25 protein-coding genes and 1 other RNA gene are annotated in these 23,991 nt (G+C 64.3%); 12 read left to right on the top strand and 14 right to left on the bottom strand.

The features are described from left to right. Nucleotides 1–2 precede the first annotated feature (2 nt). From hflC to FJ430_RS16105, 4 genes are all read right to left on the bottom strand, one after another. Nucleotides 3–944, bottom strand: a complete 942-nt coding sequence (hflC, locus tag FJ430_RS16120; RefSeq protein WP_140705852.1) for a protease modulator HflC — start codon at nt 942–944, stop codon at nt 3–5. Continuing rightward, the gene (gene hflK / locus FJ430_RS16115; protein WP_140644185.1) at nt 944–2,059 is read right to left on the bottom strand and encodes an FtsH protease activity modulator HflK; all 1,116 of its coding nucleotides are present in this window, start codon (nt 2,057–2,059) and stop codon (nt 944–946) included. The genes hflC and hflK overlap by 1 nt, the downstream gene beginning before the upstream one ends. Before the next feature lie 248 nt (nt 2,060–2,307). Beyond that, nucleotides 2,308–2,826 (bottom strand): dihydrofolate reductase, encoded by a 519-nt coding sequence (locus tag FJ430_RS16110; RefSeq protein WP_140644183.1) that lies wholly within the window; start codon nt 2,824–2,826, stop codon nt 2,308–2,310. Then, nucleotides 2,826–3,839, bottom strand: a complete 1,014-nt coding sequence (locus tag FJ430_RS16105) for a DUF4424 domain-containing protein (RefSeq protein WP_140705854.1) — start codon at nt 3,837–3,839, stop codon at nt 2,826–2,828. Before FJ430_RS16105 ends, FJ430_RS16110 begins: the two co-directional genes overlap by 1 nt. A gap of 127 nt (nt 3,840–3,966) precedes the next feature. Between FJ430_RS16105 and cobF the strand changes: the two genes are divergently transcribed. Further along, a complete protein-coding gene (gene cobF / locus FJ430_RS16100) occupies nt 3,967–4,731 on the top strand; it encodes a precorrin-6A synthase (deacetylating) (protein ID WP_140705856.1) in 765 nt (254 codons plus the stop codon). 163 nt (nt 4,732–4,894) lie between these two features. On the opposite strand, the gene FJ430_RS16095 is transcribed toward cobF, so the two are convergent. From FJ430_RS16095 to modA, 4 genes are all read right to left on the bottom strand, one after another. Next, nucleotides 4,895–5,236: a winged helix-turn-helix domain-containing protein gene (locus FJ430_RS16095; RefSeq protein WP_040982165.1), complete on the bottom strand. Its 342-nt coding sequence runs from the start codon at nt 5,234–5,236 to the stop codon at nt 4,895–4,897. Between the two features lie 88 nt (nt 5,237–5,324). Continuing rightward, complete coding sequence (modC, locus tag FJ430_RS16090) at nt 5,325–6,437, bottom strand: molybdenum ABC transporter ATP-binding protein (RefSeq protein WP_140705858.1); 1,113 nt, start codon at nt 6,435–6,437, stop codon at nt 5,325–5,327. Next, nucleotides 6,434–7,138: a molybdate ABC transporter permease subunit gene (gene modB / locus FJ430_RS16085; RefSeq protein WP_140705860.1), complete on the bottom strand. Its 705-nt coding sequence runs from the start codon at nt 7,136–7,138 to the stop codon at nt 6,434–6,436. Before modB ends, modC begins: the two co-directional genes overlap by 4 nt. A gap of 22 nt (nt 7,139–7,160) precedes the next feature. Beyond that, nucleotides 7,161–7,955, bottom strand: coding sequence for a molybdate ABC transporter substrate-binding protein (modA, locus tag FJ430_RS16080; protein WP_140705862.1), 795 nt, complete (start codon nt 7,953–7,955; stop codon nt 7,161–7,163). A gap of 155 nt (nt 7,956–8,110) precedes the next feature. On the opposite strand from modA, the gene FJ430_RS16075 reads away from it, so the two are divergent. Then, nucleotides 8,111–8,320: a TOBE domain-containing protein gene (locus tag FJ430_RS16075; protein ID WP_140705864.1), complete on the top strand. Its 210-nt coding sequence runs from the start codon at nt 8,111–8,113 to the stop codon at nt 8,318–8,320. Between the two features lie 13 nt (nt 8,321–8,333). On the opposite strand, the gene FJ430_RS16070 is transcribed toward FJ430_RS16075, so the two are convergent. Then, a complete protein-coding gene (locus tag FJ430_RS16070) occupies nt 8,334–9,128 on the bottom strand; it encodes a thymidylate synthase (protein ID WP_140705866.1) in 795 nt (264 codons plus the stop codon). A gap of 143 nt (nt 9,129–9,271) precedes the next feature. Continuing rightward, nucleotides 9,272–9,583 carry a DUF2853 family protein gene (locus FJ430_RS16065; protein WP_140644165.1) on the bottom strand — a complete coding sequence of 104 codons (312 nt, stop codon included), beginning with the start codon at nt 9,581–9,583 and terminating at the stop codon, nt 9,272–9,274. Between the two features lie 168 nt (nt 9,584–9,751). On the opposite strand from FJ430_RS16065, the gene ssrA reads away from it, so the two are divergent. Both ssrA and FJ430_RS16055 read left to right on the top strand, forming a co-directional pair. Further along, nucleotides 9,752–10,112, top strand: a transfer-messenger RNA (tmRNA) gene (gene ssrA, locus FJ430_RS16060). A gap of 100 nt (nt 10,113–10,212) precedes the next feature. After that, entirely contained in the window at nt 10,213–10,773 is a 561-nt protein-coding gene (locus FJ430_RS16055) for an AAA family ATPase (protein WP_140705868.1), read from the top strand. A 46-nt stretch (nt 10,774–10,819) separates the two neighbouring features. Here the strand turns inward: FJ430_RS16055 and FJ430_RS16050 are convergent, their stop codons facing one another. Further along, complete coding sequence (locus FJ430_RS16050; protein ID WP_140655092.1) at nt 10,820–12,025, bottom strand: multidrug effflux MFS transporter; 1,206 nt, start codon at nt 12,023–12,025, stop codon at nt 10,820–10,822. Between the two features lie 209 nt (nt 12,026–12,234). Here FJ430_RS16050 and FJ430_RS16045 point away from each other — a divergent pair, with 209 nt between their 5' ends. The 4 genes from FJ430_RS16045 (at nt 12,235) to FJ430_RS16030 (ending at nt 14,008) form a co-directional block, all read left to right on the top strand. Continuing rightward, nucleotides 12,235–12,918 (top strand): TetR/AcrR family transcriptional regulator, encoded by a 684-nt coding sequence (locus tag FJ430_RS16045; RefSeq protein ID WP_140644159.1) that lies wholly within the window; start codon nt 12,235–12,237, stop codon nt 12,916–12,918. A 116-nt stretch (nt 12,919–13,034) separates the two neighbouring features. Next, on the top strand, nt 13,035–13,565 hold the full coding sequence (locus FJ430_RS16040; RefSeq protein ID WP_140644157.1) for an SspB family protein: 531 nt from the start codon (nt 13,035–13,037) through the stop codon (nt 13,563–13,565). A gap of 8 nt (nt 13,566–13,573) precedes the next feature. Next, nucleotides 13,574–13,771, top strand: a complete 198-nt coding sequence (locus FJ430_RS16035) for a DUF4169 family protein (RefSeq protein WP_140705871.1) — start codon at nt 13,574–13,576, stop codon at nt 13,769–13,771. A 9-nt stretch (nt 13,772–13,780) separates the two neighbouring features. Continuing rightward, nucleotides 13,781–14,008: a ribbon-helix-helix domain-containing protein gene (locus FJ430_RS16030; protein ID WP_140705873.1), complete on the top strand. Its 228-nt coding sequence runs from the start codon at nt 13,781–13,783 to the stop codon at nt 14,006–14,008. 3 nt (nt 14,009–14,011) lie between these two features. On the opposite strand, the gene FJ430_RS16025 is transcribed toward FJ430_RS16030, so the two are convergent. Further along, nucleotides 14,012–15,814 carry a chloride channel protein gene (locus FJ430_RS16025; RefSeq protein WP_140705875.1) on the bottom strand — a complete coding sequence of 601 codons (1,803 nt, stop codon included), beginning with the start codon at nt 15,812–15,814 and terminating at the stop codon, nt 14,012–14,014. A 171-nt stretch (nt 15,815–15,985) separates the two neighbouring features. Here FJ430_RS16025 and FJ430_RS16020 point away from each other — a divergent pair, with 171 nt between their 5' ends. Continuing rightward, nucleotides 15,986–16,426, top strand: a complete 441-nt coding sequence (locus FJ430_RS16020; protein ID WP_140705877.1) for a MarR family winged helix-turn-helix transcriptional regulator — start codon at nt 15,986–15,988, stop codon at nt 16,424–16,426. A gap of 20 nt (nt 16,427–16,446) precedes the next feature. Here FJ430_RS16020 and FJ430_RS16015 read toward each other — a convergent pair whose 3' ends face one another. Next, nucleotides 16,447–20,397 carry an AsmA family protein gene (locus FJ430_RS16015; RefSeq protein ID WP_140705879.1) on the bottom strand — a complete coding sequence of 1,317 codons (3,951 nt, stop codon included), beginning with the start codon at nt 20,395–20,397 and terminating at the stop codon, nt 16,447–16,449. A gap of 195 nt (nt 20,398–20,592) precedes the next feature. Here FJ430_RS16015 and FJ430_RS16010 point away from each other — a divergent pair, with 195 nt between their 5' ends. Then, on the top strand, nt 20,593–21,561 hold the full coding sequence (locus FJ430_RS16010) for a Dyp-type peroxidase (protein WP_140705881.1): 969 nt from the start codon (nt 20,593–20,595) through the stop codon (nt 21,559–21,561). 14 nt (nt 21,562–21,575) lie between these two features. On the opposite strand, the gene FJ430_RS16005 is transcribed toward FJ430_RS16010, so the two are convergent. Beyond that, the gene (locus tag FJ430_RS16005) at nt 21,576–22,991 is read right to left on the bottom strand and encodes an FAD-binding oxidoreductase (protein ID WP_140705883.1); all 1,416 of its coding nucleotides are present in this window, start codon (nt 22,989–22,991) and stop codon (nt 21,576–21,578) included. A gap of 163 nt (nt 22,992–23,154) precedes the next feature. Between FJ430_RS16005 and FJ430_RS16000 the strand changes: the two genes are divergently transcribed. Together FJ430_RS16000 and FJ430_RS15995 are read left to right on the top strand one after the other, a co-directional pair. Beyond that, a complete protein-coding gene (locus FJ430_RS16000) occupies nt 23,155–23,640 on the top strand; it encodes a thioesterase family protein (protein WP_140655068.1) in 486 nt (161 codons plus the stop codon). A 145-nt stretch (nt 23,641–23,785) separates the two neighbouring features. Then, nucleotides 23,786–23,983 carry a hypothetical protein gene (locus FJ430_RS15995; protein ID WP_027168755.1) on the top strand — a complete coding sequence of 66 codons (198 nt, stop codon included), beginning with the start codon at nt 23,786–23,788 and terminating at the stop codon, nt 23,981–23,983. The last annotated feature ends 8 nt before the right edge of the window (nt 23,984–23,991 follow it).

Below are 23,991 nucleotides of genomic sequence, written 5' to 3'. Positions count from 1 at the left end.
CGCTACTGGGCGGTGCCGGGTTGCGTTGCAGGTGGCGTCGCAGGCGCGGCAGGTCCCGGCCCGGGCTTGCTGTCCGGATCGCGGAAGTAGCGGAAGAACTCGGATTCGGGCGAGAGCACCATCGTCGTTCCGGTGTTGTCCAACGCCGTGCCGTAGGCGTTCATCGAGCGATAGAAGTCGAAGAAGGCCGGATCGCGCTTATAGGCGTCGGCGAAGGTCGCGCTGCGCTGCGCCTCGCCCTCGCCGCGCAGGATTTCCGATTCCTTCTGCGCCTCGGCGACGATCTCGACGACCTCGCGGTCGGCTCGCGCCCTGATGCGCTGCGCCGCCTCGTTGCCGCGCGCTCTCAGACGCTCGGCTTCCGCCAGGCGCTCGGCCTTCATGCGGTCATAGGTCTGCTGCGAGACCTCCGCCGTCAGATCGGTCCGGCGGATGCGCACGTCCTCGATGTCGAGGCCGAGCGAGGTCGCGTCGGGACGAAGCTGATCGCGCACCTCGCGCATCATATTGCCGCGCTCTTCCGAAAGAGCGGCTTCGAAGTCGCGCAGGCCGTAGACACGGCGCAGCGCCGCGTCGAGACGCGTCCTCAGGCGGGCTTCGGCCAGTTCGACCTGACCGGACACCGCTGCGCGGAAGGTGCGCGGATCCGAGATGCGGTAGGCGATGAAGGCATCGACCTCGTAGAACTTGCCGCCCGAGACCTGGACGCGGATGTTGTCGAGGTCGAAGCGCATCACCCGCTTCTCGACCATTTGCACGCTGTCGGCATCGAAGAAGGCGAACGGCGCCTTGAAGTAGATGCCGGGCTCGCTCTTGACGTCGATGATCTCGCCGAACCTGAGCACGATGGCTTGCTGGCCGGCATTGACCACGAACACCGACGAATAGAGCAGGAACAGAAGGACGGCCGCGATCACGGCGATGATGGGAAGACGATTGGCCATCACTGGTTACCTCCCGTCGTGACACCACCCATAGGGGCCGGCGCCGGCTGTGCTTTCGGCTGCAATGCCGGCAGCGGCAGGTAAGGCAGCACGCCCTGGCCGTTGCCCTGTTCGACGACGACCTTGTTCGAGTCCTTCAGGATCTTCTCCATGGTTTCGAGATAAAGGCGCTTGCGCGTGACGTCGGGCGCCTTGGCGTACTCGTTGTAGACGGAGATGAAGCGCTGCGCCTCGCCTTCCGCCTCCTGCACGACGCGGTTCTTGTAGGCGGCGGCGTCCTCGCGGACCTGCGCCGCCTGGCCGCGCGCCTGGCCGAGCTTCTGGTTGGAATACTGGTTGGCCTGCTCGACGAACTTGTCCTCGTCCTGCTCGGCGCGCTGCACCTCGTCGAACGCGTCGGCCACCTCACGCGGTGGTGCCGCGTCCTCGATCGAGACTGCGTTGACCTGGAGACCGGTCTTGTAGCCGTCGAGCGTGCCCTGGATGATCTCGCGCACCCCGGTTGCGATGCCCTGGCGGTCGTCGCGGAAGATGTCCTGCGCCGGCCGCCGGCCGACGACTTCGCGCATGGCGCTCTCGGCGACCTGGGTCAGCATGCCGTCGGGATCAGAGACATCGAACAGATAGGCTTTGGGATCGGAGACCTGGTAGGCCACCGAGAACTGCACGTTGACGATGTTCTGGTCGCCCGAGAGCATCAGCCCGGAGCCGCTGCTCGAGCCGCCGCCGATGCTGACGAGCTGCTCGGAGATCTTTGCGGTCTCGACCGTTTCGATCGGCCACCAGTGGAAATGCAGGCCTGGCTGCGAAAGCTCGGTCTTCGGCTGGCCGAAGCGCAGTTCGACCGCAACTTCGTCGGGCTGCACGGTGTAGATCGCCTTGAAGGCCCACAGCACGATGAGGGCCAGCGCGATCAGCCCGAGCACGGCCGGGCTGGCGCCGCCGCCTCCCGGAAGCGCGCGCCGCAGCCTGTCCTGGCCGCGGCGGATGATATCCTCAAGATCGGGGGGCGAACCCTGCGGGCCGCTTGGCCCTTTCGGTCCCTGCCCCCAGGGCCCTTGATTGCCGCCGCCGCCCCATGGGCCGCCGCCACCGCTCTTGTCGTTCCAGGGCATGAATGTCCTTTCGCTCCGGTTCCCTCAGGCCTTGCGGCGCAATCCTAACGCATGACCCGGAAAACCCATATCGGTTTTCGAAAAGGAATCATGCGCCAAAATCAAAGTATTACGTCGGCCTCTTGCGCGTATGGTTGGACGCTGTACCGCTGCAACACCGTTCTTCTATAGGGACGCCTTGACCCGCTTTCAACGCGATGTGTCGTCGTCTCCGTGCGATTTGGATCGGTAGCGACCCTTTGTCGTCGTCAACGATCGTCGCGTCGGCGCTCGTAAACCGTGTAACGCGTGGCGTGGCTGTCCTTCTCGCCGGCGGGAAAGTCCTCGGCGCTGACGACTTGCCAGACATTTGGGTCGATAGGCGGGAAATGCGCGTCGCCATCGACGCTGGCCAGCACATGCGTCACATGCAGCCGGTCGGCGAGCGGCAAAGCCTGGGCGTAAATCTCGCCGCCACCGACCACGCAGATCTCCTGCGCGCCCGCCATGCAGCGGCCGCGCACCCTGGCCAGCGCGATCGCGTCATCCAGCGAGTGGGCCACCTCGATGCCCTCGGCCCGCCAGGTTTTGTCGCGCGTCACCACGATGTTGAGACGGCCGGGCAGCGGCCGGCCGATGCCTTCATAGGTCTTGCGGCCCATGATGATCGGCTTGCCCATCGTGTCGGCCTTGAACCGCTTGAGATCGGTGGAAAGCCGCCACGGCAGGCCGCCTTCGCGTCCGATCACGCCGTTTTCGGCGATGGCGACATAGATCGCGATGTCCATCAGCCGCCATTCCCGCCATTATCCGACGGCTCCAGCAGCAGGATGTCGATGTCGCGCTCGGGATAGAAATCCTTTGCGGTGATCTCGAAAGTCGTCGGTCCAACCTTTTTGACATTGTCGCCGCAGAAGGAGACAAGGTTTTTGACGTCGCCCTTGTCGATCGTCAGGTTGAAATTGCCGATATTGCCGGAGGCCCAATTACCCCCCGTGGTCAGGATGTAGGCGATCCGGCTCTCGTAATATTTCGGATAACCATCCGGATTTGCCTTGGCCGCCTTGCGCACCGCATTCTCGAATGCGCCGTCCATGCAATAGCGGGTCTTGTAGGCCGCATACTGGCCCTGGAACTGGCCGTCGGAGAAGAAACTGACCGAGGAAGTGCCGCCCACGCTGGGCTTATAGCGATGCGAAACATGGACTTCCTTGTTGGCCGGGAAGGTCGAGCGCCACCAATAGGTCGAGCGCAATTGCCAGAACGGCGCATAGGCGGTTTTCATGCCCGAGCCGTCATCGGCGGTATCCTCGATGACGATGCCACGGTTTTCCCAATCCTCGGCGACATCCTTGGGCAGCTTCGCCAGCGCCGCCTTGGCGGCGTCGCCGAACGGATAGAGCGGTACGTTCTGCGCCTTGAGGTCCGCGGTGATGTCGATGCCGAGCGCAAACGCCCTTTGCTCGAGCTGCGGCTTCGCGTCGACGCCGTCGATCGTCACCTCGAAGCCGAGGAAATTGTCGCTCTGTGCTTCCGGGATCGCCGGCATCTCGTTCGGATCGCCCTCGATGTCGGGCATCGGGAACGCGACGATGGAGCTGACATCCTTGTCGGTGTTGTTGCGGAACACATAGTCGACCGCCACCTTCTCCGGCGAGATGAAAAGATCCTCGCTCTGCATGGCGACGGCGTCGCTGCGCGACAGGATCAGGCCGCCGGTGCCGAGCTCGGCGACGGAATCATTGGCGAAGGCCGGAGCGGCCATGATTGCCAGCGCTGCGGTCAGTACGGTGCGTAACATGGACCCTTCCTCGACGGCGATACCGGGCGTCTTTTCATCTACCGTTTCAGTGCGCCGTTTCAAAGCCCTTCGTCATCGGGCATCGGGACTTCTGGACACCGCGCCATCGATCGGGCAGGAGAGCGCCATGCGCAAGCTTCTCGTCATCGGCATCGGCGCCGGCAATCCCGACCACATGACTGTACAGGCCATCAACGGCCTGAACCGCGCCGACGTGCTGTTCATTCCCGACAAGGGAACGAAGAAGAACGATCTTGCCGATTTGCGCCGCCAGATATGCGACTGCTTCGTCACCAATCCGAAATCGCGCCGCGTCGAGTTCGATGTGCCGGTTCGGGCCGAGCCGACATCGTCTTACCGGGCAACCGTCGACGACTGGCACGAGGCGATCGCCGAGATCTATGAGGCCTTGATCCGCGACGAGCTTGCCGACGACGGTTGCGGCGCGTTCCTCATCTGGGGCGATCCGTCGCTCTATGACAGCGCGCTGCGTATCCTCGAACGCGTTCGCCTCAGGGGCAATGTCGGTTTCGAGCTCGAAGTCATCCCCGGCATCACCGCGATCCAGGCGCTGGCCGCCGCCCACGCGACCGCGCTCAATCGCATCGGCGATTCGATTCTTGTCACCACCGGCCGGCGGCTGACCGAGGAAGGCCTGGCCGCCAATGCCGGCTCGACCGTGGTCATGCTCGACGGCAAATGCGCCTTCAACACGTTGGCGGACCAGGACGTCCTCATCCAGTGGGGCGCCTACCTCGGCACACCGGATGAGATCGTCATTTCCGGCCGGCTGGGCGATGTCAGCGCCGAAATCGAAAGGGTTCGCGAGCAAGCCCGGCGAAAGAAGGGCTGGATCATGGACACCTATCTGCTGAGGAAGCCAGGAGATTAGGCAGTAGGCAGTAGGGAATAGGCAGTAAGATAATGGAGGCGATAGGGGCCTCGATTTCGAGCATCCAGGACATCATACCCCTACTGCCTACTGCCTACTGCCTACTGCCTACTGCCTACTGCCTACTGCCTACTGCCTACTGCCTACTGCCTACTGCCTTGCCTTATCCCGCATCGATCTCCGCCTGCAGGGCCTGCATATGGACTGCGGCGGCCGATGAAGCGGCTCGCTCTATGGCGCGAAACCGGCTGACGACCGCCAAACCCACCGATGTCAGCTGCGCGCCGCCGCCTTTGCGGCCGCCGGTCTGCGCCGCGACCAGCGGCTTGCCGAACACGCGGTTCATGTCTTCGACTAGATCCCAGGCATGCTTGTAGGACATCTCCATGCCGCGCGCCGCGGCCGAGATCGAGCCGAAGGCGGCGATCTGCTCCAGAAGTTCGATCTTGCCCGGGCCGATCCGGCCGTCGGGGTCGAGATTTATCCGCAGGCTGAGCGACGGCATTTCATCTCCTCGGCTTCCACGGCGCGACAATAGTCTCTATGCGAAGCAAGCGCTATTCCAAATATACATAGCGACATGATCGAGATCCTCAAACGTCGGCTTCGGCCGGCAGGCCGGCACCGGTGTTTGCGCGATCGAAGCTCACCGTCTTGATGACCGCAAAGACCTGCCTTCCCAGCTTGAGACCAAGCGCCTGCCGCGATTGTTCCGTGATCCGCGCGATCACAACCGCGCCGTGGCAATCGATGCCGATTTCGACCTCGGGTCCCTCGCCGGGCTTCATGCTGACGATTGTTCCCTCCAGGATATTGAGCGCGCTGAGTCCGGCAGGTTTCTCGATGGCGACCATCACGTCGCGGGCGCGGACGCGTATGCGAACCGAAGCACCGGCCGGCCGCGCCAGTTTCGGCACGCGGATCTCGCCGGCCTGCGAGGCAAGCACCGTCATGCCGAAAGCGTCGTCGTGGCGCAAGACCTTGGTGTCGAGCACCGCTCCGCCCTCGCCGCGTTCCTCCGCCGGCAACAGGTCGAGCCGCCGCATGATCGCCTCTGTCGGGCCCGCGGCCGCAACCTTGCCCTGCGAAAGCACCATGACGTCGCTCGCCAGCCGCGCCACCTCGGCGACGGAATGGCTGACATAGACGATCGGGATCTTCGTCTCGTCGCGCAACCGCTCGATATAGGGGAGGATCTCGGCCTTGCGCGCCTCGTCGAGCGAGGCGAGCGGTTCGTCCATCAGAAGCATTTTCGGGCTGGCAAGCAGCGCGCGGCCGATCGCGATCCGCTGCCTTTCGCCGCCCGACAGTTTCGCCGGCCGCCGGTCGAGCAGGTGACCGATGCCGAGCAGGTCGACCACCGCGTCCATCCTGGCGTAGCGCTCGGAAGCCGGCGTGAACCAGCGGCCGTAGCGCAGATTGCCGGCGACGCTCATATGCGGGAACAGCCGCGCATCCTGGAACACCATGCCGATCCGCCGCTTGTGCATCGGCACGAAGATGCGCGCGGCGGTGTCGACCAGCACCTTGCCGTCGACCGAGATACGGCCTTTGTCCGGACGGATCAGACCCGCAATCAGATTGATCAGCGTCGACTTGCCCGAACCGGACGGCCCGAACAGCGCCGTCAGCCGGCCGGCGCTCTCGAAACGCGCCTCCACGGCGAAATCGGCGAGCCGATGCTGGATATCGACGGAGAGCGTCATTCGATGTCCATTCGCCGGCCGACCCGCCGCGCCAACACTTCCGAAGCGACCAGCGCGACCATCGAGATGACGATCGAGATCAGCGTCAGCCTGAGCGCCCCTTCATCGCCGCCCGGCACCTGTGTGAAGGTGTAGATCGCCGAGGGCAGCGTCTGCGTTTCGTTGGGGATGTTGGAGACGAAGGTGATGGTGGCGCCGAATTCGCCCATCGCCTTGGCGAAGGAAAGGACCGCGCCTGCGATCACGCCGGGCAGGATCAGCGGCAGCGTGATGGTGGCGAACACCCAGAGCGGATCGGCGCCGAGCGTGCCGGCCGCCGCCTCGATTCTGCGGTCGACAGCCTCGATCGAGAGCCGGATGGCCCGCACCATCAGCGGAAAGCCCATCACCCCGCAGGCCAATGCCGCGCCCGTCCAGCGGAACGAGAAGACGATGCCGAAATGCTCGGCAAGGAAGGCGCCGGCCGGGCCACGCCGGCCGAAGGTGAGCAAGAGCAGATAGCCGGTCACCACCGGCGGCAGGATCAGCGGCAGATGCACCAGCCCGTTGAGCAGGGTCTTGCCCCAGAAACGCCCCCGCGCGAGCAGGAGCGCGAGCAGGATGCCGGGCGGCAGGCTGGCGAGCATCGCCACCGTGGCCACCTTGATCGACAGCCGGACCGCATTCCATTCGTCGGGAGTGAGGTCCAGCAGCCAATTCATAGCTATGTCTGCGCGGTCTTTCTCAGTTGCTCGGCGCGAGCACCGTAAAACCCTGCTCCTTGAAGAGCTCGGCGGCCTTGGCCGACTCGACGCATTTCAGGAAGGCAGCCGTATCCTTCTCCTTCGAATCCGCGGTCTGGGCAATCGGGTAGACGATCGGCGGATGCGAATCTTCCGGGAAGGTGCCGACGACCTTGACGCCCTTTTCGGCATGCGCGTCGGTGGCATAGACGATGCCCAGCGCCGCCTCGCCCGTCGACACCAGCTTTAGCGCGGCGCGCACATTCTCGGCCTGCGCGACCTTGCCTTCGACCGACGACCAGACGCCCAGCGATTCCAGCGCCGCCTTGCCGTATTTGCCGGCCGGCACGGCTTTGAAATCGCCCATGGCAAGCTTGCCGTCGCCGATCAGCTTGGCGAGGTCGAAGCCCTTCTCGACCTTGGTCTCGACCGTGGAATCCTTCGGCGCCACCAGCACGATCTGGTTGCCGAGCAGCTTCACTTCGGTATCCGGCTTGGTCAGCTTCTTGTCGGAGAGATACTTCATCCAGTCGAGGTCGGCCGAGACGAAAACGTCGGCCGGCGCGCCGCCTTCGATCTGCTTGGCCAGGGCCGAGCTCGCCGCATAGGAAATGGTAGCGGCTTCGCCGACTTCCGGCTCGCAGGCCTTGTTGACCGCGTCGAGCGCGTCCTTGAGGCTCGCCGCGGCAAATACGATCACCTTGTCGTCGGCATGGGCCGCCGGTACCGCCGCCATCAGCATTGTCGCCAGGCCGCCAATAGCTGCCGCCTTCAACCCAAAACCCTTGCCCGTCATGGAATCTCTCCCTGGTTTCAAAATCCGTACGACCCAAAGCCTCGCATCGATATATCCGCATGAACATAACAAGGGAAGGCTTTTCGCCTGCCTTGGCGTTGTGCGCCTGCGTGGTCTCGGCCTACGATGAACGGCGAAGCTTTAAGGAGAGACGCATGAAGATCAGCGCCCGCAACATCCTCAACGGTAAGGTCACCGAGATCGTCAAGGGAGCCACCACCTCGCATGTCAGGATCGACATCGGCGGCGGCGTCATCGTCACCGCCTCGATCACCAACGAAGCGGTCGCCGACCTCGCGCTCGAAAAAGGCAAGCAGGCCTATGCGGTGATCAAGGCCTCGGATGTCATAGTCGGCATCGACTGAGCCGAAGGCTGGCTCATACCGCGATCGGCGCCTTGATGCTCGCATCCGCGAAATAATTCTCAAGCCGGAAATCCTCGAAGCGGAAGGCGAAGAGGTCTTTCACCTCCGGATTGATCCACATCGTTGGTAAGGCTTTGGGCGTGCGCAGCATCTGCTCCTGCGCCTGCTCGAAATGGTTCGAATAAAGATGCGCGTCGCCCAGTGTGTGGACGAAATCGCCGGGCTTCAGCCCGGTCACCTGCGCCACCATCATGGTGAGCAAGGCATAGGAAGCGATGTTGAATGGCACGCCGAGGAAGATATCGGCCGAGCGTTGGTAAAGCTGGCACGAGAGCCTGCCCTCCGAGACATAGAACTGGAACAGGCAGTGGCAGGGCGGCAACGCCATCGCCTCGACTTCGGCCGGATTCCAGGCCGAGACGATCAGCCGGCGCGAGTTAGGATTCCTGCGTATCTCCTTCAAAAGGCCCGCGATCTGGTCGATCGCGCCGCCGTGACCGTCCGGCCATGAGCGCCATTGCTTGCCGTAGACCGGGCCGAGATCGCCATTCTCGTCGGCCCATTCGTCCCAGATGGTCACGCCATGGTCGTTGAGATATTTGATGTTGGTGTCGCCGGCCAGGAACCAGAGAAGTTCGTGGATAATCGATTTCAGATGCAGCTTCTTGGTGGTGGTGACCGGGAAACCGCGCGACAGGTCGAAGCGCATCTGGTAGCCGAACACCGAGCGCGTGCCTGTTCCGGTGCGGTCGCCGCGGTCGGCGCCGTTTTCCAGCACATGCTTCAACAGGTCGAGATATTGGCGCATCGGCTCCGCCTCGATTCGGGTAACAGGCAATCATACCCGACCGACAGCCGATCGAACACCGCAAAGCAGAGTGCGGATGTGGATCGCGCCAAAAAACCCACGGCACCGGCACGGTTTCGTGCCGGCCGCGGGGTGGCTGTGCCTTACAGAGATCCGAGTTTGCCGAGGTCCTTGGCAACCAGATAGTAGAAGGTCACGCGGCTCTTAGTGTTGTCGGCATGCATCGCCTTGCAGGTCTTCTCGATCGACGCATTCGCCTTTGCGGCATCCGCGATGCCGAGCTTCTTGCCGATCCAGTTCTCCCGCACGCGGTCGAGCTCCTTCGGGTCGGTGCAGGACACCAGCGAGGAGTCGCGGTTCCTGAGCGCAATGCCCAGATGCTTGACGATCTTATCGACCGCGTCGGCGCTGGCGCCGGCATCGTATTTCTTCACATCCGCAAGATAGTCGGCCATCAAACTTCCCCTCGTCGGCGCCACCGATCCGATCGGTGAGGGTTGTGGCGCGCTACGCAACCTGTGCGTTAGGTCAGAGACTCCTCACCGGCAGCGAGATTTGATTGAGTGGGCGCGCAAGTCAACCCTTGGCTGCGCAGTTTGGCATAACCGGATAAGCGCCGGTTTGGCCTTTCTTTTTCCGTTATCGATCCCTATATTCGTTTCGTCGGCTTGACCGACTATGGCGATAAACAGGCGATGAAATAAGCCGTTCGGACCCGGGGGCGGTACCCGGCGCCTCCACCAAAAACCGCTCTGGCTGACGGAGCGGCTTTTGCTGGGGGCGAAATAGGATCGACGAAGGTGTAAAGATCGTACTTTTGCCCGGCATTGTACCACCGTCATCGGGCTAAACTTATAGTTGCCAACGACAACTATGCGGAAGCTCGTCTCGCTGCTTAATGCGGCGCGAACGCTTCAAATCAAGCCCTAGCGGTTCGCACTTCTAGGCGGGGTTCGGAGGTACCTGGCAACAGAAACCTCCACCTTCCCCTCTTTTGCTTCTTCCCACCAACCGAACGGCCAAGGCTCGTCCGGCGCTCGATGCGCGGCGCACAGCCTTGCCGCTCATCCTCCATAGACAAGCGATGCGAAACGATTGCGATCGATTCTTCGTGCTGACCGGCGGACCAGGTTCCGGCAAGACCACCTTGATCGAAGCACTGCGGGCCCAGGGCTTCGCGACGGCGCCTGAGGCCGGGCGCGGCATCATCCGCGACCAGATGGCCATCGGCGGCCCTGCCCTTCCCTGGCAGGATCGCGCGCTCTTTGCCGAGCTGATGCTGTCGTGGGAGCTGCGCTCCTGGCACGCCGCGCATGCCGAACCACCGGGCCCGATCTTCTTCGATCGCGGCGCGCCCGACTCGATCGGCTATCTCAAGCTCTGCGGCCTGCCGGTACCGGACCACCTCACAAGCGCTGCGAGGAAATTCCGCTACGCGCGCCGCGTCTTCGTCGCGCCACCCTGGCCGGAGATCTTCACCCAGGACGAGGAGCGCAAGCAGACGCTCGACGAGGCCGGGCGCACATTCCGCTCGGTGACCGGCGTCTATGTGGAGTTCGGTTACGAACTGGTGCCGTTGCCTCTCGCTCCGGTCGAGGAACGGTTGCGCTTCGTCATCGATCAGGCCGGCTTGCAACAGACATGAAAAAGGCCGGGCAAGCCCGACCTTTTCTGTCTTGTCTGTGATTGCCTTACTCCGCCGGCGCCTCGACCGCTTCGCGCTCGCGGCCGAGCGTCAGCTTGGCCAGCGTGAAGGAAATCACCGCGCAGAGCGTGATGCCGGCCACCATCGGCAACGGCGTGCCGTCGAAGAAGATGCCGGCGACGCCCATCGCCAGCGCGCCGATGGCGAAATGCAGCGTGCCCATCAGCGCCGAGGCCGTGCCGGCGATCTCGCCATGCTCTTCCATCGCCAGCACCGAGGTTGTCGGGATGACAAGGCCAAGGAAGCCGTAGCCGACGAAGAGCAGCGCGGCCATCACGTCGAGCCGGTCGACACCCGAGGCCATGATGGCGAACAGCGCCACCATGACCGTGGCATAGCCGGTGACCGCCACCCAGACGACACGCTTCAAACCAAAACGGTCGGCCAACATCCCGGTCAGTTGCGACATGCCGATGAAGGCCACCGCGTTGATCGAGAAGAACACGCTGTATACCGACGGCGACAGGCCGTAATGGTCGATCAGGATGAAGGACGAGCTCGACAGATAGACGAAGAAGCTCGCAATGCCGAAGCCCGCGATCGCCACAAGGCCGAGGAAGTTGCGGTCGCCCATCAGGTAGCGGTAGCCGGCAAGCGCCGTGCCGAAGGACGAGCCGGCGCGCTCTTCGACCGGCCGCGTCTCCTTGAGCGAGGTGGCAAGCAGGATGGTGGCCAAAGCAGCGGCACCCGTCACCGTCCAGAACACGGCGCGCCAGCCGAAACTCTCGATGATCTGGCTGCCGGTCAGCGGCGCCAGGATCGGCGACACCGAGAACACCAGCATCAGAAGCGACATCAGCTTGGCGGCCTCGTTGCCGGTGTGTAGGTCGCGCACGATGGCGCGCGGCACCGCCATGCCGGCGCTGGCGCCAAGACCCTGAAGGAAGCGGAAGGCGATCAGCCACTCGATGGTCGGCGCCATCGCCGAGCCGACGCCGCCGACCATGAACAGCGCAAGGCCGGCATAAAGCGGAGCCTTGCGGCCGACCATGTCGGAGATCGGTCCGACGACGATCTGCCCGAAGCCCATTGACAGGAAGAAGATCAGAAGGCTCATCTGCACGGCGGCTGTGCCGGCATGCAGATCCTGGCCGATCGAAGGCAGCGCGGGGAGATACATATCGATCGCAAACGGGCCGATCGCGGACAACAAGCCGAGCACGACCGCGATGCGGAGGAATTTTGGACTCATGATAAGGCTCTTTTCGGATATGGTTGCCGCCGCGAATATCGGCGTCTGAACCCAGGACGTTCCATCCCGCGGAAATCCGACACCTGAGAGCGAATTCATCCGTCACTAAAGCGAACTTGTTTCGTCTCGGTAGCGCAGACTTCCCGTTATTGTGTCCACAAATTTAGACAGGCTTGTCCAATTCGTCAATCACCGCTATATAGATTTTCATGAAACACGGCATTTCTCCTGACACTTTCCCGCCACGCAGCCACGAGGCCAAGCGGGTGTCGGTGGTGGAGGCTGCTGCTTCGGTTTTTTGTCGGGAAGGCTATGCCGGCGCCAATATCGACCTGATCGCGGCCGAGGCCGGCGTTTCACGCCAGACTGTCTACAACCATCACGGCGATAAGGAAAAGCTCTTCGTCGCCGTCGTGCGCGACCTGACGGAGCGCTGTAATGCCGGCATCTTCGCCACCATCGCCACCTTTCCCGACCAGCCTACGGACCTGGAAGCCGACCTGGTCGCCTTTGCGGTGCGCATGAACCGCAACTGCATCTGCAACCGCGACGGCCGTTTCCTGCGCAAGCTGATCCAGGCCGAAGGCGAGCGCTATCCGGAATTGTTTGCCGAATGGCGCGAACAAGGCCCGGGCCGCACTTGGTCGGCGCTTGCCGCGCGCTTCGCCCGGCTTGCCTTCGCCGGTCACCTGTCGATCGGCGACCCCGACGTCGCGGCGCGTCAGTTCCTCGCCCTCGTCAACGCCGAGCTTCAGATCACTTTCATGCTGGGCGGCTTACCAACCGAGGAAGAGGTGCTGCGCTCCGCCGCCAACGGTGTGCGGACCTTTCTCGGCGCCTTCGCCAGGAAGAAATTGCCGGCCGGCAAACAGGCGGCGCTCGTTCACGCCTGAGCGATCAAATCGCCGACGCCCCTCTTGGCCTCACGGCTTTGCGCCTATATGCGGTTTACGCCGCGCTCAAGCTTGATTACAGCTATGCGGACGATTCAACGGAACCCGACCATCAGATGGCCGACGACCACATCCGCTACGACATTCTGGCCCAGGAGGCTCTGCGCGGCGTCATGCGCAAGGTCCTGGCCGAAGTCGCGCGCACTGGCCTTCCGGGCAATCATCATTTCTTCATCACCTTCCTGACCGGCGCGCCGGGCGTGCGCATCTCGTCCAGGCTGCGCGAGCGCTATCCGGAGCAGATGACCATCGTCATCCAGTTCCAGTATTGGGACCTGAAGGTGACGGATGCCGGCTTCGAGGTCGGACTTTCCTTCTCCGACGTGCCGGAGAAGCTCGAAATCCCCTTCTCGGCCGTGCGCGGCTTCTACGATCCGTCGGTCAATTTCGAGCTCGAATTCGACGTCAAGACGGAGAGCGCCGAAGACGAGGCCGCCGCTCCGGCGCCCGAGCCGGTCGCCGTCGTCCCCGAGAAGAAGCCGGAATCCAAAAAGAAGGCCGCCGAGGCCGAGAAGAAGCCGGCGGTCGCCGAGACCGGCGGCAAGGGCGCCGACGTCGTTTCGCTCGACGCCTTCCGCAAGAAGTAGCCAGCGCCATGGGCGAGGTCGTCAATCTCCGCCAGGCCCGCAAGCAGAAAGCGCGCATCGAGAAAGAACGCCAGGCCGGCGAGAACCGGGCGCTGCACGGCCGCTCGAAGACGGAGCGCGAGCGTGACCGGCTGGCATCGGAAAAGGCCGGGAAATTCGTGGCCGGCCATCGCCGGGAAAAACCCGACGACCCCGGCGAGCGCTGAGTCCCTGCAATGGCCGCGGTCGAAAAACGTTCGGTAACGATCCGCGGTCACCGCACCAGCTTTTCCCTGGAACAGCCTTTTTATGACGATCTCATCGCCATCGCCGCGCAGCGTTCGCTGTCGCTCGCGGCCCTGGTCGCGGAGATCGACGAGACGCGCACCCGCGACGCCAACCTGTCGTCCGCGCTGAGGCTCTATGTGCTGGCCTGGGCGAAGCGCGGCGGCGCGGCGCCGTGATGCCTAAGCCGGATCGCCCACGCTTTGCCCTGCCTTGCGCTTGGCGCCGAAGCTGAGCAGGGCCGACCGGTCGCGCTCCTCCGCCTGCTTTTTCGACCTTACCCGCATCATGTCTTTCCAGCCGATATAGCCGACAAGCCGTTCATCGTCGCGTGAGACGACCGGCAGATGCGAGATATTGGCGTTAAGGAGCTTGTCGGAAAGCGCCTCCAGATATTCGTCCGGATAAGCCAGCGTGATCTTGCTGCCGGCGAGCAATTCGCCGAGCGTCGTGCTGCGATGCTTGCCGGCGCGCCGCCAGCGCAGGATCGCGGGCGGATCGATGACGCCGAGCACATGCCCCTCCCCGTTGACCACCGGGAAGCTCGGGTGCCGCGTGTCCGGCGCGGTCAGGAACGTTGCCGCGCCGTGCAGCGTCATCGTCGCCGGCACGCTCTCGACCTTGGTCGTCATCACTTCCTTGACCCTTGTCAAAGCGAAAGGGTCGACGCGGTATTCGCGCACGAGGTGATGCCCGCGTCGCGCCACTTTTTCGGTCAGGATCGAGCGCTTCATCAACAGCACGGTGACCGCGTGAGCGGTGGCGCAGGCCGCGATCAGCGGCACCAGGACATGCGTGTTGCCGGTGAGCTCGGTGGCGAAGAAAGTCGCGGTCAACGGCGCGCGCATCGTGCCGCCCATGGTCGCGGCCATCGCCAGCAGCGGCCAGAAGCCGGGGCTTGCCTCGGGCAGGATGCCCGAGAGCACCGCTCCCATCGCTCCGCCCATGATGAGCAGCGGCGCCAGCACGCCGCCCGAGGTCCCGGACCCCAGCGCCACCGACCAGATGATGGCCTTCACCACCAGCAGCAGCAGCGCGGCGGTGACGACGGTGCGGCCGTCGAGCATATTGGCGATGTTGTCGTAGCCGACGCCAAGCGCGTGCGGTTCGATCAGGCCGCCGATGCCGACCACCAGGCCGCCGATCATCGGCCACCACATCCAGTGTATCGGCAGCTTCAGGAAGGCGTCCTCGCAGGCATAGACCAGTTGCGTCAGCAGGCCCGAAAGCAGCCCGGCGGCAATGCCCACCAGCACCCAGCCGCCCAATCCTGCAATCGATGCCTCCATGCTGCCCGAGAACGGAAAGATCGGACCCGGCATGTGCAGCAAGCTGCGCTCGACTTCCGCGACGATCGCGGCGACGGCGACAGGGATGAAGCTGCGCGGCGTCCATTCGAACAGGAGCAATTCGACGGCGAGCATGATGGCGGCGATCGGCGTGCCGAAAACGGTCGTCATGCCGGCCGCCGCACCCGCCACCAGCAGCGTCTTGCGCTCATTGTCGCTGACCGGCAGCATCTGCGCGATCAGCGAGCCGATGGCGCCGCCGGTCATGATGATCGGGCCTTCGGCGCCGAACGGTCCGCCCGACCCGATCGAGATCGCCGAAGACAGCGGTTTCAGCACCGCGACCTTGGCGTCGAGCCGCGAGCGCCCGAGCAGGATCGCCTCGATGGCCTCGGGAATGCCGTGGCCGCGGATCTTCTCGCTGCCGAAGCGCGCCATCAGGCCGATGATCAGCGCGCCGATCACCGGGACGATCACGGCGGCATAGCCCAGCGGCGAGTCCTCGAGCTTGAGTTCGGCCAGTGAGAACTGGCCGAAATAGGCGATGTTGGTGGCAAGACGGATGAGCTGCAGAAGTGCGATGCCGGCGAAGAGCCCAGCGGTCGCCACCACGACGGCAATGGCCGCGATCAGCAGAACACGCGGATCGGTCGTGAAGTCGCGGAGATTGCCGTTGCCGGCGTGAGCAGGTTTCATTCTGGGAGCCTGAACTTTCTGGCGGCGCGAAGGCCGTCCGGTTTCAGGCGGCCTCATATCGTAATACGATATAAATCTGCAAGGCTGTTTTCAATCGCTGCACCGCGTCATTTTGGACAGGGATCGCGACGGCCAGTTGAGCTTTTGCGGGAAAAGACCATAAGTCGGGAAATGACGCCGCCGAAACCACGCCCCGCCATCAGCCAGGCCGACTACCAGCGGCTGTCGCAGTTCCGTTATCTGATCCGCCGCTTTCTCGAATTCAGCCAGGTCCAGGCGAACGAGGCGGGCCTCACGCCGCGCCAGCACCAGGCGCTGCTGGCGATCAAGGGATTTCCCGGCGGCGGACCGGTGACGGTGGGCGAGCTTGCCGAGCGGCTGCGCATCCGCCACCACAGCGCGGTGGAACTGGTGAACCGCCTTGCGGAGGCAGGCCTGGTGATACGCGATCAGGACAAGAGCGATCACCGCCGCGTCTTGCTGCAGCTTACCCCTTTGGCCGACGATCGCCTGGCCGACTTGTCGGCCGCGCATCTCGACGAGCTTTCGCGCATCGAACCGATGCTGCGGCGCCTGCTCTCGCGCCAGGAACAGCCTAGGCGCGGAGGCTAATTCGCTATGTGACGCGAAGCTCAACCGCCGTCGAGCGACTTCAACAGATTGTCGATCGTGAACGGGTTGGCCTTCGGCTTCGCCGGCGCTGAAGTCGAACCATCATTGACGCCGGGCAGCGCCCCCTCGGCCTTCGGCGTTTGCGCGGCCGCCTTGCGTGCTGCTTCCAGCTTCGCCTGCTCGGCCTTCTTGCGATCGGCCTGTGCCTTGGCCGCCTCGTCCGCGGCCCGCTGCTCGGCCTCGGCCTTCGCCTGTGCATCGGCCTTGGCCTTGGCGTCCGCTTCGGCCTGCGCCTTGGCGTCGGCTTCCGCCTTCACCCTGGCCTCTTCGTCGGCCCTGGCTTTTGCTTCAGCTTCAGCCTTTGCCTGCGCTTCAGCCTGTGCCTGTGCCTGCGCTTGCGCTTCGGCTTTCGCCCTGGCTTCCGCCTCGGCCTTCTGCCGCGCCTCTTCCTCTTGCCGGCGCAACTCTTCGGCCGCGTTGTCGCGCTCCGTCTGCAGCGAGGCGTAATAGCGCACCTCGCGCCGCAGCCGCTGCTTCTCCAAGAGCGCCGCCTGCATCGCCTCGACCCGTTGCTGTTCCTTCTCCAGCGCGCGCTGCGTCAGGAACTGCGCCAGAGGGCCGCTGTCGAACTGGGGCGCGGTCGCCCCGAGCGGACCGGCCAGGCTGAAATTGACGGCCGGTTCGGAACCGACCAGCGCCTCGTCGCCAGCGTGGTAGGTCAGCGCCCCTTTTGCCGTGACGGTGCTTGTGTTGAGATCGGCCGTCACGTCGGCGGACAAGGTCGCGCCGGGATTGTCGAGGCTGATCGGCGGCGCCCGCAACGTGCCGTTGGCGACGGTGAAGGCCACATCGGTATCGCCGGCGGCGAAGCTGCCCTCCCCGGCGATCTGGGGCGCGAACTCCGCCGTCTTGGCCGTGTCGATGTCGCGTCCGATCGCGTCGGCCTTGGCGATCATGGCGGCAAAGCCGCCCGGATTGATGCCGTCCACTTTCAATCCCTTCAGCGCCGCTGTGCCGGATCCGGACAAGGCCGCAATCATGGCGTCGACGGATTTGCCGCTGGTCGACAGCGCCGTCGAAAGATCGCCGCTGCCGCCGATACCGGCGCCGGGCAGAACCGCGGAAAGATCGCTGCCGGCCAGCCTCATCTGGCCGGAGAACAGGCCGGTGCCCTCCGTGTTCTTCAGGTCGAACAGGCCGGTCAGGTCGCCGCCGTAGAGCTTCGCCTTGAGGTCGGAGACGTGGATGCCTTCGCGGTCGAGCTTCAGGGAGAATGAAGCGTCATGCGCCGTGGCGAAGGGCCCGACGGCGAGCGCCGACGTGTTGAGATCGAGATCCGCGTTGAACGGCAGCGTCGACTTCTGGCTGAACGGCGTCGTCGGCCAGCCGCCCTTGGCGGGGGCGAAAGACTGGTCGCCGAACAGCGAGACCGCCAGCGGATCGAGGTCGAGCTCGTCGAGCGCCAGCGCCCCGGCAAGATGCGGCAGCCCATCCTTGGCGTCGTCGATGTTGACGTCGCCGGAAACCGCCGCCTTGTTGATCGAACCGATAAGACCGCTCAGCACCAAGAGCCCATTGCCGAAATCGGCATCGGCCGCCAGCGACGTTGCCGTCCCGGTTCCCATGCCGGGCAGGCCTACGCCCGTCGTCATCAGCCACGGCTCGATATCGGCGGCATCGAGACTGACCTTGCCCTTGGCGGTCGGGCCTTGCGCCGTCGAGGCGACTGTTCCGTCGAAGCCTGCCCTGAAATCATCGGCCGTCAGGTTGAAGCTGGTCGCGAGACCGCCGGCAACCGAGCCCTTCGCCGAGACGTCGGTGTTGGCGTGGCCGAGCATGCCGAGCGGCAGCGCAGGCAGGCCGTAAAGCGCAAGCAGCGTGGTGGCGTTGTCGTTGCGGGCGTTGAAGGTGATCGACACCGGCGCCTCGGAGAGCTTGTCCACGGTCCCCTTGCCGGAAAGCGACGCCGAGAAGGCCGAGCCGCCGGCCTTGCCCTGGGCTGAGAGCGCCAAGCCCGTGGTGCCGTCGCCATTGTCGGCGGCACTGGTCAAGAGATCGATGCGCGCGTCCTGGAACAGTTCGGGATAGGCCGCCGCGCGGCTGGCCAGGCCTTTGAGCACGCCATTGTCGGGATAGTGCTGTGCGGCGACATCGATCAGCGGCTTGAGGTCCACCGCCACCACGGAAGCGTTGAGCTTGCCGGTCGGGCTCTGCGGGAAATCCTTGACCCGGCCCGTAGCGCTGATCGAGGCGCCGGCCAGGCCGCCGATCGAAAGCCGATCGATCTCGAGCAGGCCCTCGCGCAGCCGCAGCGCCGTGTCGACGGTGTCGGCGCTGAGCCCGGCAGCGCTGACTGGACCCGCCTTGATCTGGAAATCGAGATCGCGATCCGAAAAACGGTTGGCGCCCTTGTCGCTGATGAAGATCGAGGCGAAGGCGGCGAGCCCGTCCAGGTCCATCTCGCCGCCCGTCAGCTGCATCAGCACCGACGGCCTGGCGCCATCCGGCTGGCTGGAATCGATGCTGCCCGCAAACTTCGCCTTGCCGAGGATGAGCTCGAGATCGCTGAAGGACTGCCGGTTCTCGCTGAGATCGACCTTGGCCTTGAAGCCTGCCGCGGGCAGCCGGCGGATCGCCTCGTCGACATCCTTCGACAGCCAGGCGGCAAAGCCGGACGGCTGTCCGACGGCGAGCAGCAACGAGCCGGTGAAGCCGAAGTGGTCTTCCACGCTCAACATGCCGTCGGCTTCGAGCGTCGTGCGGCCCGGCAGCGTCGCGGCGAGCGACTTGACCGACCAGCCCCCTTCGACCGGCTCGGCCGACAGCCGCACGTCGCGCACCGTCGTGTCGCCCGCCACCACCGCCGGCAGCCTGACCTCGACCGTGCCCGGTATGGTCGGCTTCGGCATGTGCTGCAGCGTCCGCTCGAATGCCGCGATGCGCTGGTCGAGCGTAAAGCCGGCGCCAGCGGCCCCGCCGACGGCCTCGTCGAACTGCACCTGCGCGCCGCTGGCCTCAACCGAGAAATGCGGCTTCAGGCCGAGATCGACCGATGCCTTGCCGTCGGCGGTATAGGGATTGTCGAGCGGCCCGGTCTCGAAGCGGAACTCGTCGAAATTGAGCTTCTGGTGGTCGAGCGCGAACTTGCCGTTCAGCCGGAAGCCTGGGTCGGGCTTGCCGGTGCTGATCTTGACCGGCTTGCCCTCGTTGCCGCGCAGCTCGGCCGAATTCCTGTCGTCACCCGAAATCTTGAACTGGCCGGAATAGACCGCGGCGCCCTTGACGATGCCGGCATTGCCGTCGGTTTCGATGATCAGCGGATAGGCATCGGGATCCGCTTTCAACCTGAGCCGCATCTGGCCGTCCGGCTCCACCTTGCCGGTCGAAGCCGAGACGTCGGCGCGCAGGCCGTCGAAGCGCAGCGTTCCGTCCATGCGCCATGGGCCGGTGAGCGCCTTGGCCGAAATGGTCGAGTTGATCTCCGAGATCAGATGGCTGCGTCCGCCGGCGGCGTGGCGCAATTCGATCTGCCCTTCGGTTACCGACAGCTTCTCGATCGCGATCTGGCCTGGGTCGAAGGGCGTCGAGGGCCGGAGCGTCCAGTCGACGGTGCCGTCGCCGGCGACATTGATGGTGGCTTTCGGATGCACCAGCCGCATGTCGAAGATCAGCACCTCGCCGCGCAGGAATGGCGCGAGCTCGGCATCCATGGAGAAGGTCTCGACCGTCATCGCCGGCTGGCCTTCCGGCCCCCCCGCGACCTCGACATTGGAGAAGGTCACCGACGGAAACGGCAACAGCCGCGCCGTCGCGTCGCCCTTCACCGTCACCTTGCGGCCGAGGATGGCGCTCGCCTCGCGCTCGAAATCGCCCCGGTAACCCGTCCAGTCGATGAAATACGGCACCACCAGCGCCGCGCACAGCACCAGCACGAACAGGCCACCGAAGATCACGAACAGGCGGGCGAGCATCTGTTTCCCGGGTTGAAAGTCAGCCGCACTCTACCCGCATCCGCGTGTCGATAAAGAGGCAATTCAGCGTGCGACAGCCGCCAATGTCTCCAGTTGCGTGACCGCTCGCGGTCGCGATATCTCTTTTGCAAATCCCTGCCCTTCCGGCCGCGTCCTTGGCCGCCATGAATCTGAACCCAACATGGAGCGTCCCCGATGTCAGGCAAGAACTGGGATAGAGTGCCGATCGACGCGCAGAGCGTCGACGCGCCGCTGTCGCAAGCAGCGATTTTCCTGGTCGTCACGGTCGGCGGCGACAAGGCGGCGCTTTCGGCCGTCGCTTCAGTGCTGGGCGAGCTCGACGACCTCGTCAAGAATGTCGGCTTCCGCGACCTGTCGGGCCGGCTGTCCTGCATCGCCGGCATCGGCGCAGGGCTCTGGAACCGACTGTCGCCCAACCGCCGGCCGCGCGAGCTGAAACCCTTCGCGCCGATCGAGGGTTCGGCGCATTCGGCGCCCTCGACCCCCGGCGATCTGCTCTTCCACATCCGCGCCGAGCGGCCCGACATGTGCTTCGAGTTCGAGCGCATCCTGCTGAACAGTCTTGGCGCCAGCGTGACCGTCGCCGACGAGGTGTCCGGCTTTCGCTATTTCGACGCGCGCGATCTTCTGGGCTTCGTCGACGGCACAGCCAATCCGACCGGCCTCGACGTGCCCGCCTCCGCTTTGGTCGGCGACGAGGACGGCGACTTTGGCGGCGGCAGCTATGTCGTCGTGCAGAAATACCTGCACGACATGGCCGCCTGGGGCAAAACGCCGACGCATGTCCAGGAAGAAATCATCGGCCGCACCAAGATCGACAACATCGAGATCGATGACGACGACAAGCCGCGCAAGTCGCACAAGTCGCTGGCTACCATCGAGGACGACGCCGGCAACGAATACGACATCCTGCGCGACAACATGCCGTTCGGCCGCCCCGGCCAGAACGAGTTCGGCACCTATTTCATCGGTTATACGCGCTATCTGTGGGTGATCGAAAAAATGCTGCAGCGCATGTATGTCGGCGAACCGCCAGGCGCTTACGACCGGCTGCTCGACTTCTCGACGCCGCATACCGGCACGACCTTCTTCGCGCCGACGCGGCCCATGCTGCAGAAGCTGGTCGAGGGCGTTCAGGAATAGCCTCGGGTCGGCGGTTACCCCGCCGCCGGCAATATCTTTCCGGGATTCATGATGTTGAGCGGATCGAGCGCCTGCTTTATCGTGCGCATGACATCGACGCCATGGCCGAGTTCGTGGTGCAGGAAGCCGACCTTGCCCTGGCCGATGCCGTGCTCGCCGGTGCAGGTGCCTTCCATGGCGATCGCGCGCATGTTGAGCCGGGCGACGAATTTCTCGGCGAGCGCGATCTCTTCAGGATTGTCGACATCCATCAGCACCAGCACATGGAAATTGCCGTCGCCGGCATGGCCGACGATCGGCGCGACAAGCCCCATCTCGGCAATGTCGGCCTCGGTTTCCGTGACGCATTCGGCAAGCCGCGAGATCGGCACGCAGACGTCGGTCGACAGCCCCTTGGCGCCGGGGCGCAGCGTCAGCGACGACCAGTAGGCGTCGTGCCGCGCCTTCCAGAGTTTTGTCCGCTCCTCCGCGACGCTGGTCCACAGGAACGGCCCCCCGCCATTCTCCTCGGCGATCATGCCAAACATCTCGGCCTGCTCGGCAACACCGGCGTCGCTGCCATGGAACTCGACGAACAGGCACGGGCTCTCCGGATAGTCGAGCTTGGAATAGTTCTTCATCGCCCGCATCTGCAGCGCGTTGACCAGTTCGATGCGCGCCACCGGGATGCCCATCTGGATCGTCGCGATCACCGTGTTGCAGGCCGCTTCCAGGCTTGGAAACGGGCAGACGCCGCCTGAGATCGCCTGCGGAATGCCCTGCAGTCTCAGCGTCAGCGAGGTGATGACGCCGAGCGTGCCTTCCGAGCCGACCAGAAGCCGCGTCAGGTCGTAGCCGGCCGAGCTTTTCTTCGCCCGCTTGCCGGTCGTCACCGTCTCGCCGTCGGCCATGACGGCGGTCAGCGACAGCACGTTTTCGCGCATGGTGCCGTAGCGCACCGCGTTGGTGCCGGAAGCCCTCGTCGCCGCCATGCCGCCCAGCGACGCGTTGGCGCCGGGATCGATCGGAAAGAACAGGCCGGTGTCGCGCAGGTGCCTGTTGAGGTCCTCGCGCGTCACCCCGGGCTCGACGCTGCAGTCGAGATCCTGCGGATTGACGGCCAGGATCCGGTTCATGCGCGAGGTGTCGATGGAAATGCCGCCGCCCGGCGCGTTGGTGTGGCCCTCGAGCGAGGAGCCGACGCCGAAGGCGATGACTGGCACGCGGTGGACAGCGCAGGCGCGCACGATCTCCTGCACGTCCGCGGCTGTCTCGACGAAAGCGACGCCGTCGGGCGCCTGGGTCGGGATATAGGTGGTGGTGTGCGCGTGCTGGCCGCGAATCGCCTCGCCGGTCTGGAAGCGCTCGCCGAAGCGCTGCTTGAGGATGCCGAGCACCGCGGCGATGCCTTCCTCGTTGCGTTCGACGGGGTTGAGGTCGCTCAAAGCCATGAATTCCTCCGCGAATGGACCAGCGGCCACCCTTGTTATGCAGCTATGGATGATGCCTAAAGCAATTCCGGGAAAAGTGTGAAGCGGTTTTCCGTCCGGAATTGCGCCACATGAACAGAACCTCACCAACCACGCTCTGTCCAGCGACGATCAAGGAAACCATATGACGATCCCCGCGCCCATCATTTCCCGCCCATTGGCGATCGAGAAGGACTGGATCGACTATAACGGCCATCTCAACATGGCCTTTTACAACGTGCTGTTCGATCGCGGCACCGACGAAGCGTTCGCAATGATGGGAGTGGACTCGAGCTATACCAAGGAGCGCCGCCTCAGCGTCTACACCGCGGAAGTCCATGTCTGCTACGTACGCGAGTTGCATCTCCACGACACGGTCAAGGTATCGTTCCAGCTCATCGATCATGACGACAAGCGGTTGAGAACCTATCAGGAAATCCGCCATGTCGACGGCTGGCTTGCCGCCACGTCCGAAACGCTGTCGCTGCATGTCGACATGGAAGGACCGAAGGTCGCCCCCTTCCCCGCCGACGTGATGGCCAAGTTGGAGGCCGTGCGCGCCGCCCATGCGGCGCTGCCGATGCCCGAGCGCGCCGGCCGCTCGATCGGCATCAAGCGCAAGGGCGCTTGAAAACCCGCGCGCCCGCGTTAACCTTACCAAGGTTTTAACGTGAACAAGTCGGTTGAGTCCGTTGAACGACTCACCGGTGCGTTCGAAAACCGCCCTACCGGGTTTACGCGCGGGCGGCTGGCGGAATGCGGTGCGAGGACAGTGCATGAAAACCGACATCAAGGTCGAAGTGGAACGGTTGGCGGCCGATCCACGCATCACCGACTATGATTTCTGGCGATCGCTGAAGAACGTCAACAACGAGATCTTCCACATCGCCAACAACAACGAACCTATCCCGTTCGACATGATCCGCTGGCGCGCGATTCTGAAGCAGGCGCGCATGAAGCGCGGCCACGCTTGATCCATCGC

Origin of the sequence: Mesorhizobium sp. B2-8-5 (assembly GCF_006440675.2) — a bacterium.
Classification (GTDB): domain Bacteria; phylum Pseudomonadota; class Alphaproteobacteria; order Rhizobiales; family Rhizobiaceae; genus Mesorhizobium.
This window is presented reverse-complemented; position numbering and strand designations above follow the sequence as displayed.

Coding starts and splice junctions, on each gene's coding strand:
- hflC (WP_140705852.1), bottom strand. CDS start 944: ATGGCCAATCGTCTTCCCATCATCGCCGTGATCGCGGCCGTCCTTCTG.
- hflK (WP_140644185.1), bottom strand. CDS start 2,059: ATGCCCTGGAACGACAAGAGCGGTGGCGGCGGCCCATGGGGCGGCGGC.
- FJ430_RS16110 (WP_140644183.1), bottom strand. CDS start 2,826: ATGGACATCGCGATCTATGTCGCCATCGCCGAAAACGGCGTGATCGGA.
- FJ430_RS16105 (WP_140705854.1), bottom strand. CDS start 3,839: ATGTTACGCACCGTACTGACCGCAGCGCTGGCAATCATGGCCGCTCCG.
- cobF (WP_140705856.1), top strand. CDS start 3,967: ATGCGCAAGCTTCTCGTCATCGGCATCGGCGCCGGCAATCCCGACCAC.
- FJ430_RS16095 (WP_040982165.1), bottom strand. CDS start 5,236: ATGCCGTCGCTCAGCCTGCGGATAAATCTCGACCCCGACGGCCGGATC.
- modC (WP_140705858.1), bottom strand. CDS start 6,437: ATGACGCTCTCCGTCGATATCCAGCATCGGCTCGCCGATTTCGCCGTG.
- modB (WP_140705860.1), bottom strand. CDS start 7,138: ATGAATTGGCTGCTGGACCTCACTCCCGACGAATGGAATGCGGTCCGG.
- modA (WP_140705862.1), bottom strand. CDS start 7,955: ATGACGGGCAAGGGTTTTGGGTTGAAGGCGGCAGCTATTGGCGGCCTG.
- FJ430_RS16075 (WP_140705864.1), top strand. CDS start 8,111: ATGAAGATCAGCGCCCGCAACATCCTCAACGGTAAGGTCACCGAGATC.
- FJ430_RS16070 (WP_140705866.1), bottom strand. CDS start 9,128: ATGCGCCAATATCTCGACCTGTTGAAGCATGTGCTGGAAAACGGCGCC.
- FJ430_RS16065 (WP_140644165.1), bottom strand. CDS start 9,583: ATGGCCGACTATCTTGCGGATGTGAAGAAATACGATGCCGGCGCCAGC.
- FJ430_RS16055 (WP_140705868.1), top strand. CDS start 10,213: ATGCGAAACGATTGCGATCGATTCTTCGTGCTGACCGGCGGACCAGGT.
- FJ430_RS16050 (WP_140655092.1), bottom strand. CDS start 12,025: ATGAGTCCAAAATTCCTCCGCATCGCGGTCGTGCTCGGCTTGTTGTCC.
- FJ430_RS16045 (WP_140644159.1), top strand. CDS start 12,235: ATGAAACACGGCATTTCTCCTGACACTTTCCCGCCACGCAGCCACGAG.
- FJ430_RS16040 (WP_140644157.1), top strand. CDS start 13,035: ATGGCCGACGACCACATCCGCTACGACATTCTGGCCCAGGAGGCTCTG.
- FJ430_RS16035 (WP_140705871.1), top strand. CDS start 13,574: ATGGGCGAGGTCGTCAATCTCCGCCAGGCCCGCAAGCAGAAAGCGCGC.
- FJ430_RS16030 (WP_140705873.1), top strand. CDS start 13,781: ATGGCCGCGGTCGAAAAACGTTCGGTAACGATCCGCGGTCACCGCACC.
- FJ430_RS16025 (WP_140705875.1), bottom strand. CDS start 15,814: ATGAAACCTGCTCACGCCGGCAACGGCAATCTCCGCGACTTCACGACC.
- FJ430_RS16020 (WP_140705877.1), top strand. CDS start 15,986: ATGACGCCGCCGAAACCACGCCCCGCCATCAGCCAGGCCGACTACCAG.
- FJ430_RS16015 (WP_140705879.1), bottom strand. CDS start 20,397: ATGCTCGCCCGCCTGTTCGTGATCTTCGGTGGCCTGTTCGTGCTGGTG.
- FJ430_RS16010 (WP_140705881.1), top strand. CDS start 20,593: ATGTCAGGCAAGAACTGGGATAGAGTGCCGATCGACGCGCAGAGCGTC.
- FJ430_RS16005 (WP_140705883.1), bottom strand. CDS start 22,991: ATGGCTTTGAGCGACCTCAACCCCGTCGAACGCAACGAGGAAGGCATC.
- FJ430_RS16000 (WP_140655068.1), top strand. CDS start 23,155: ATGACGATCCCCGCGCCCATCATTTCCCGCCCATTGGCGATCGAGAAG.
- FJ430_RS15995 (WP_027168755.1), top strand. CDS start 23,786: ATGAAAACCGACATCAAGGTCGAAGTGGAACGGTTGGCGGCCGATCCA.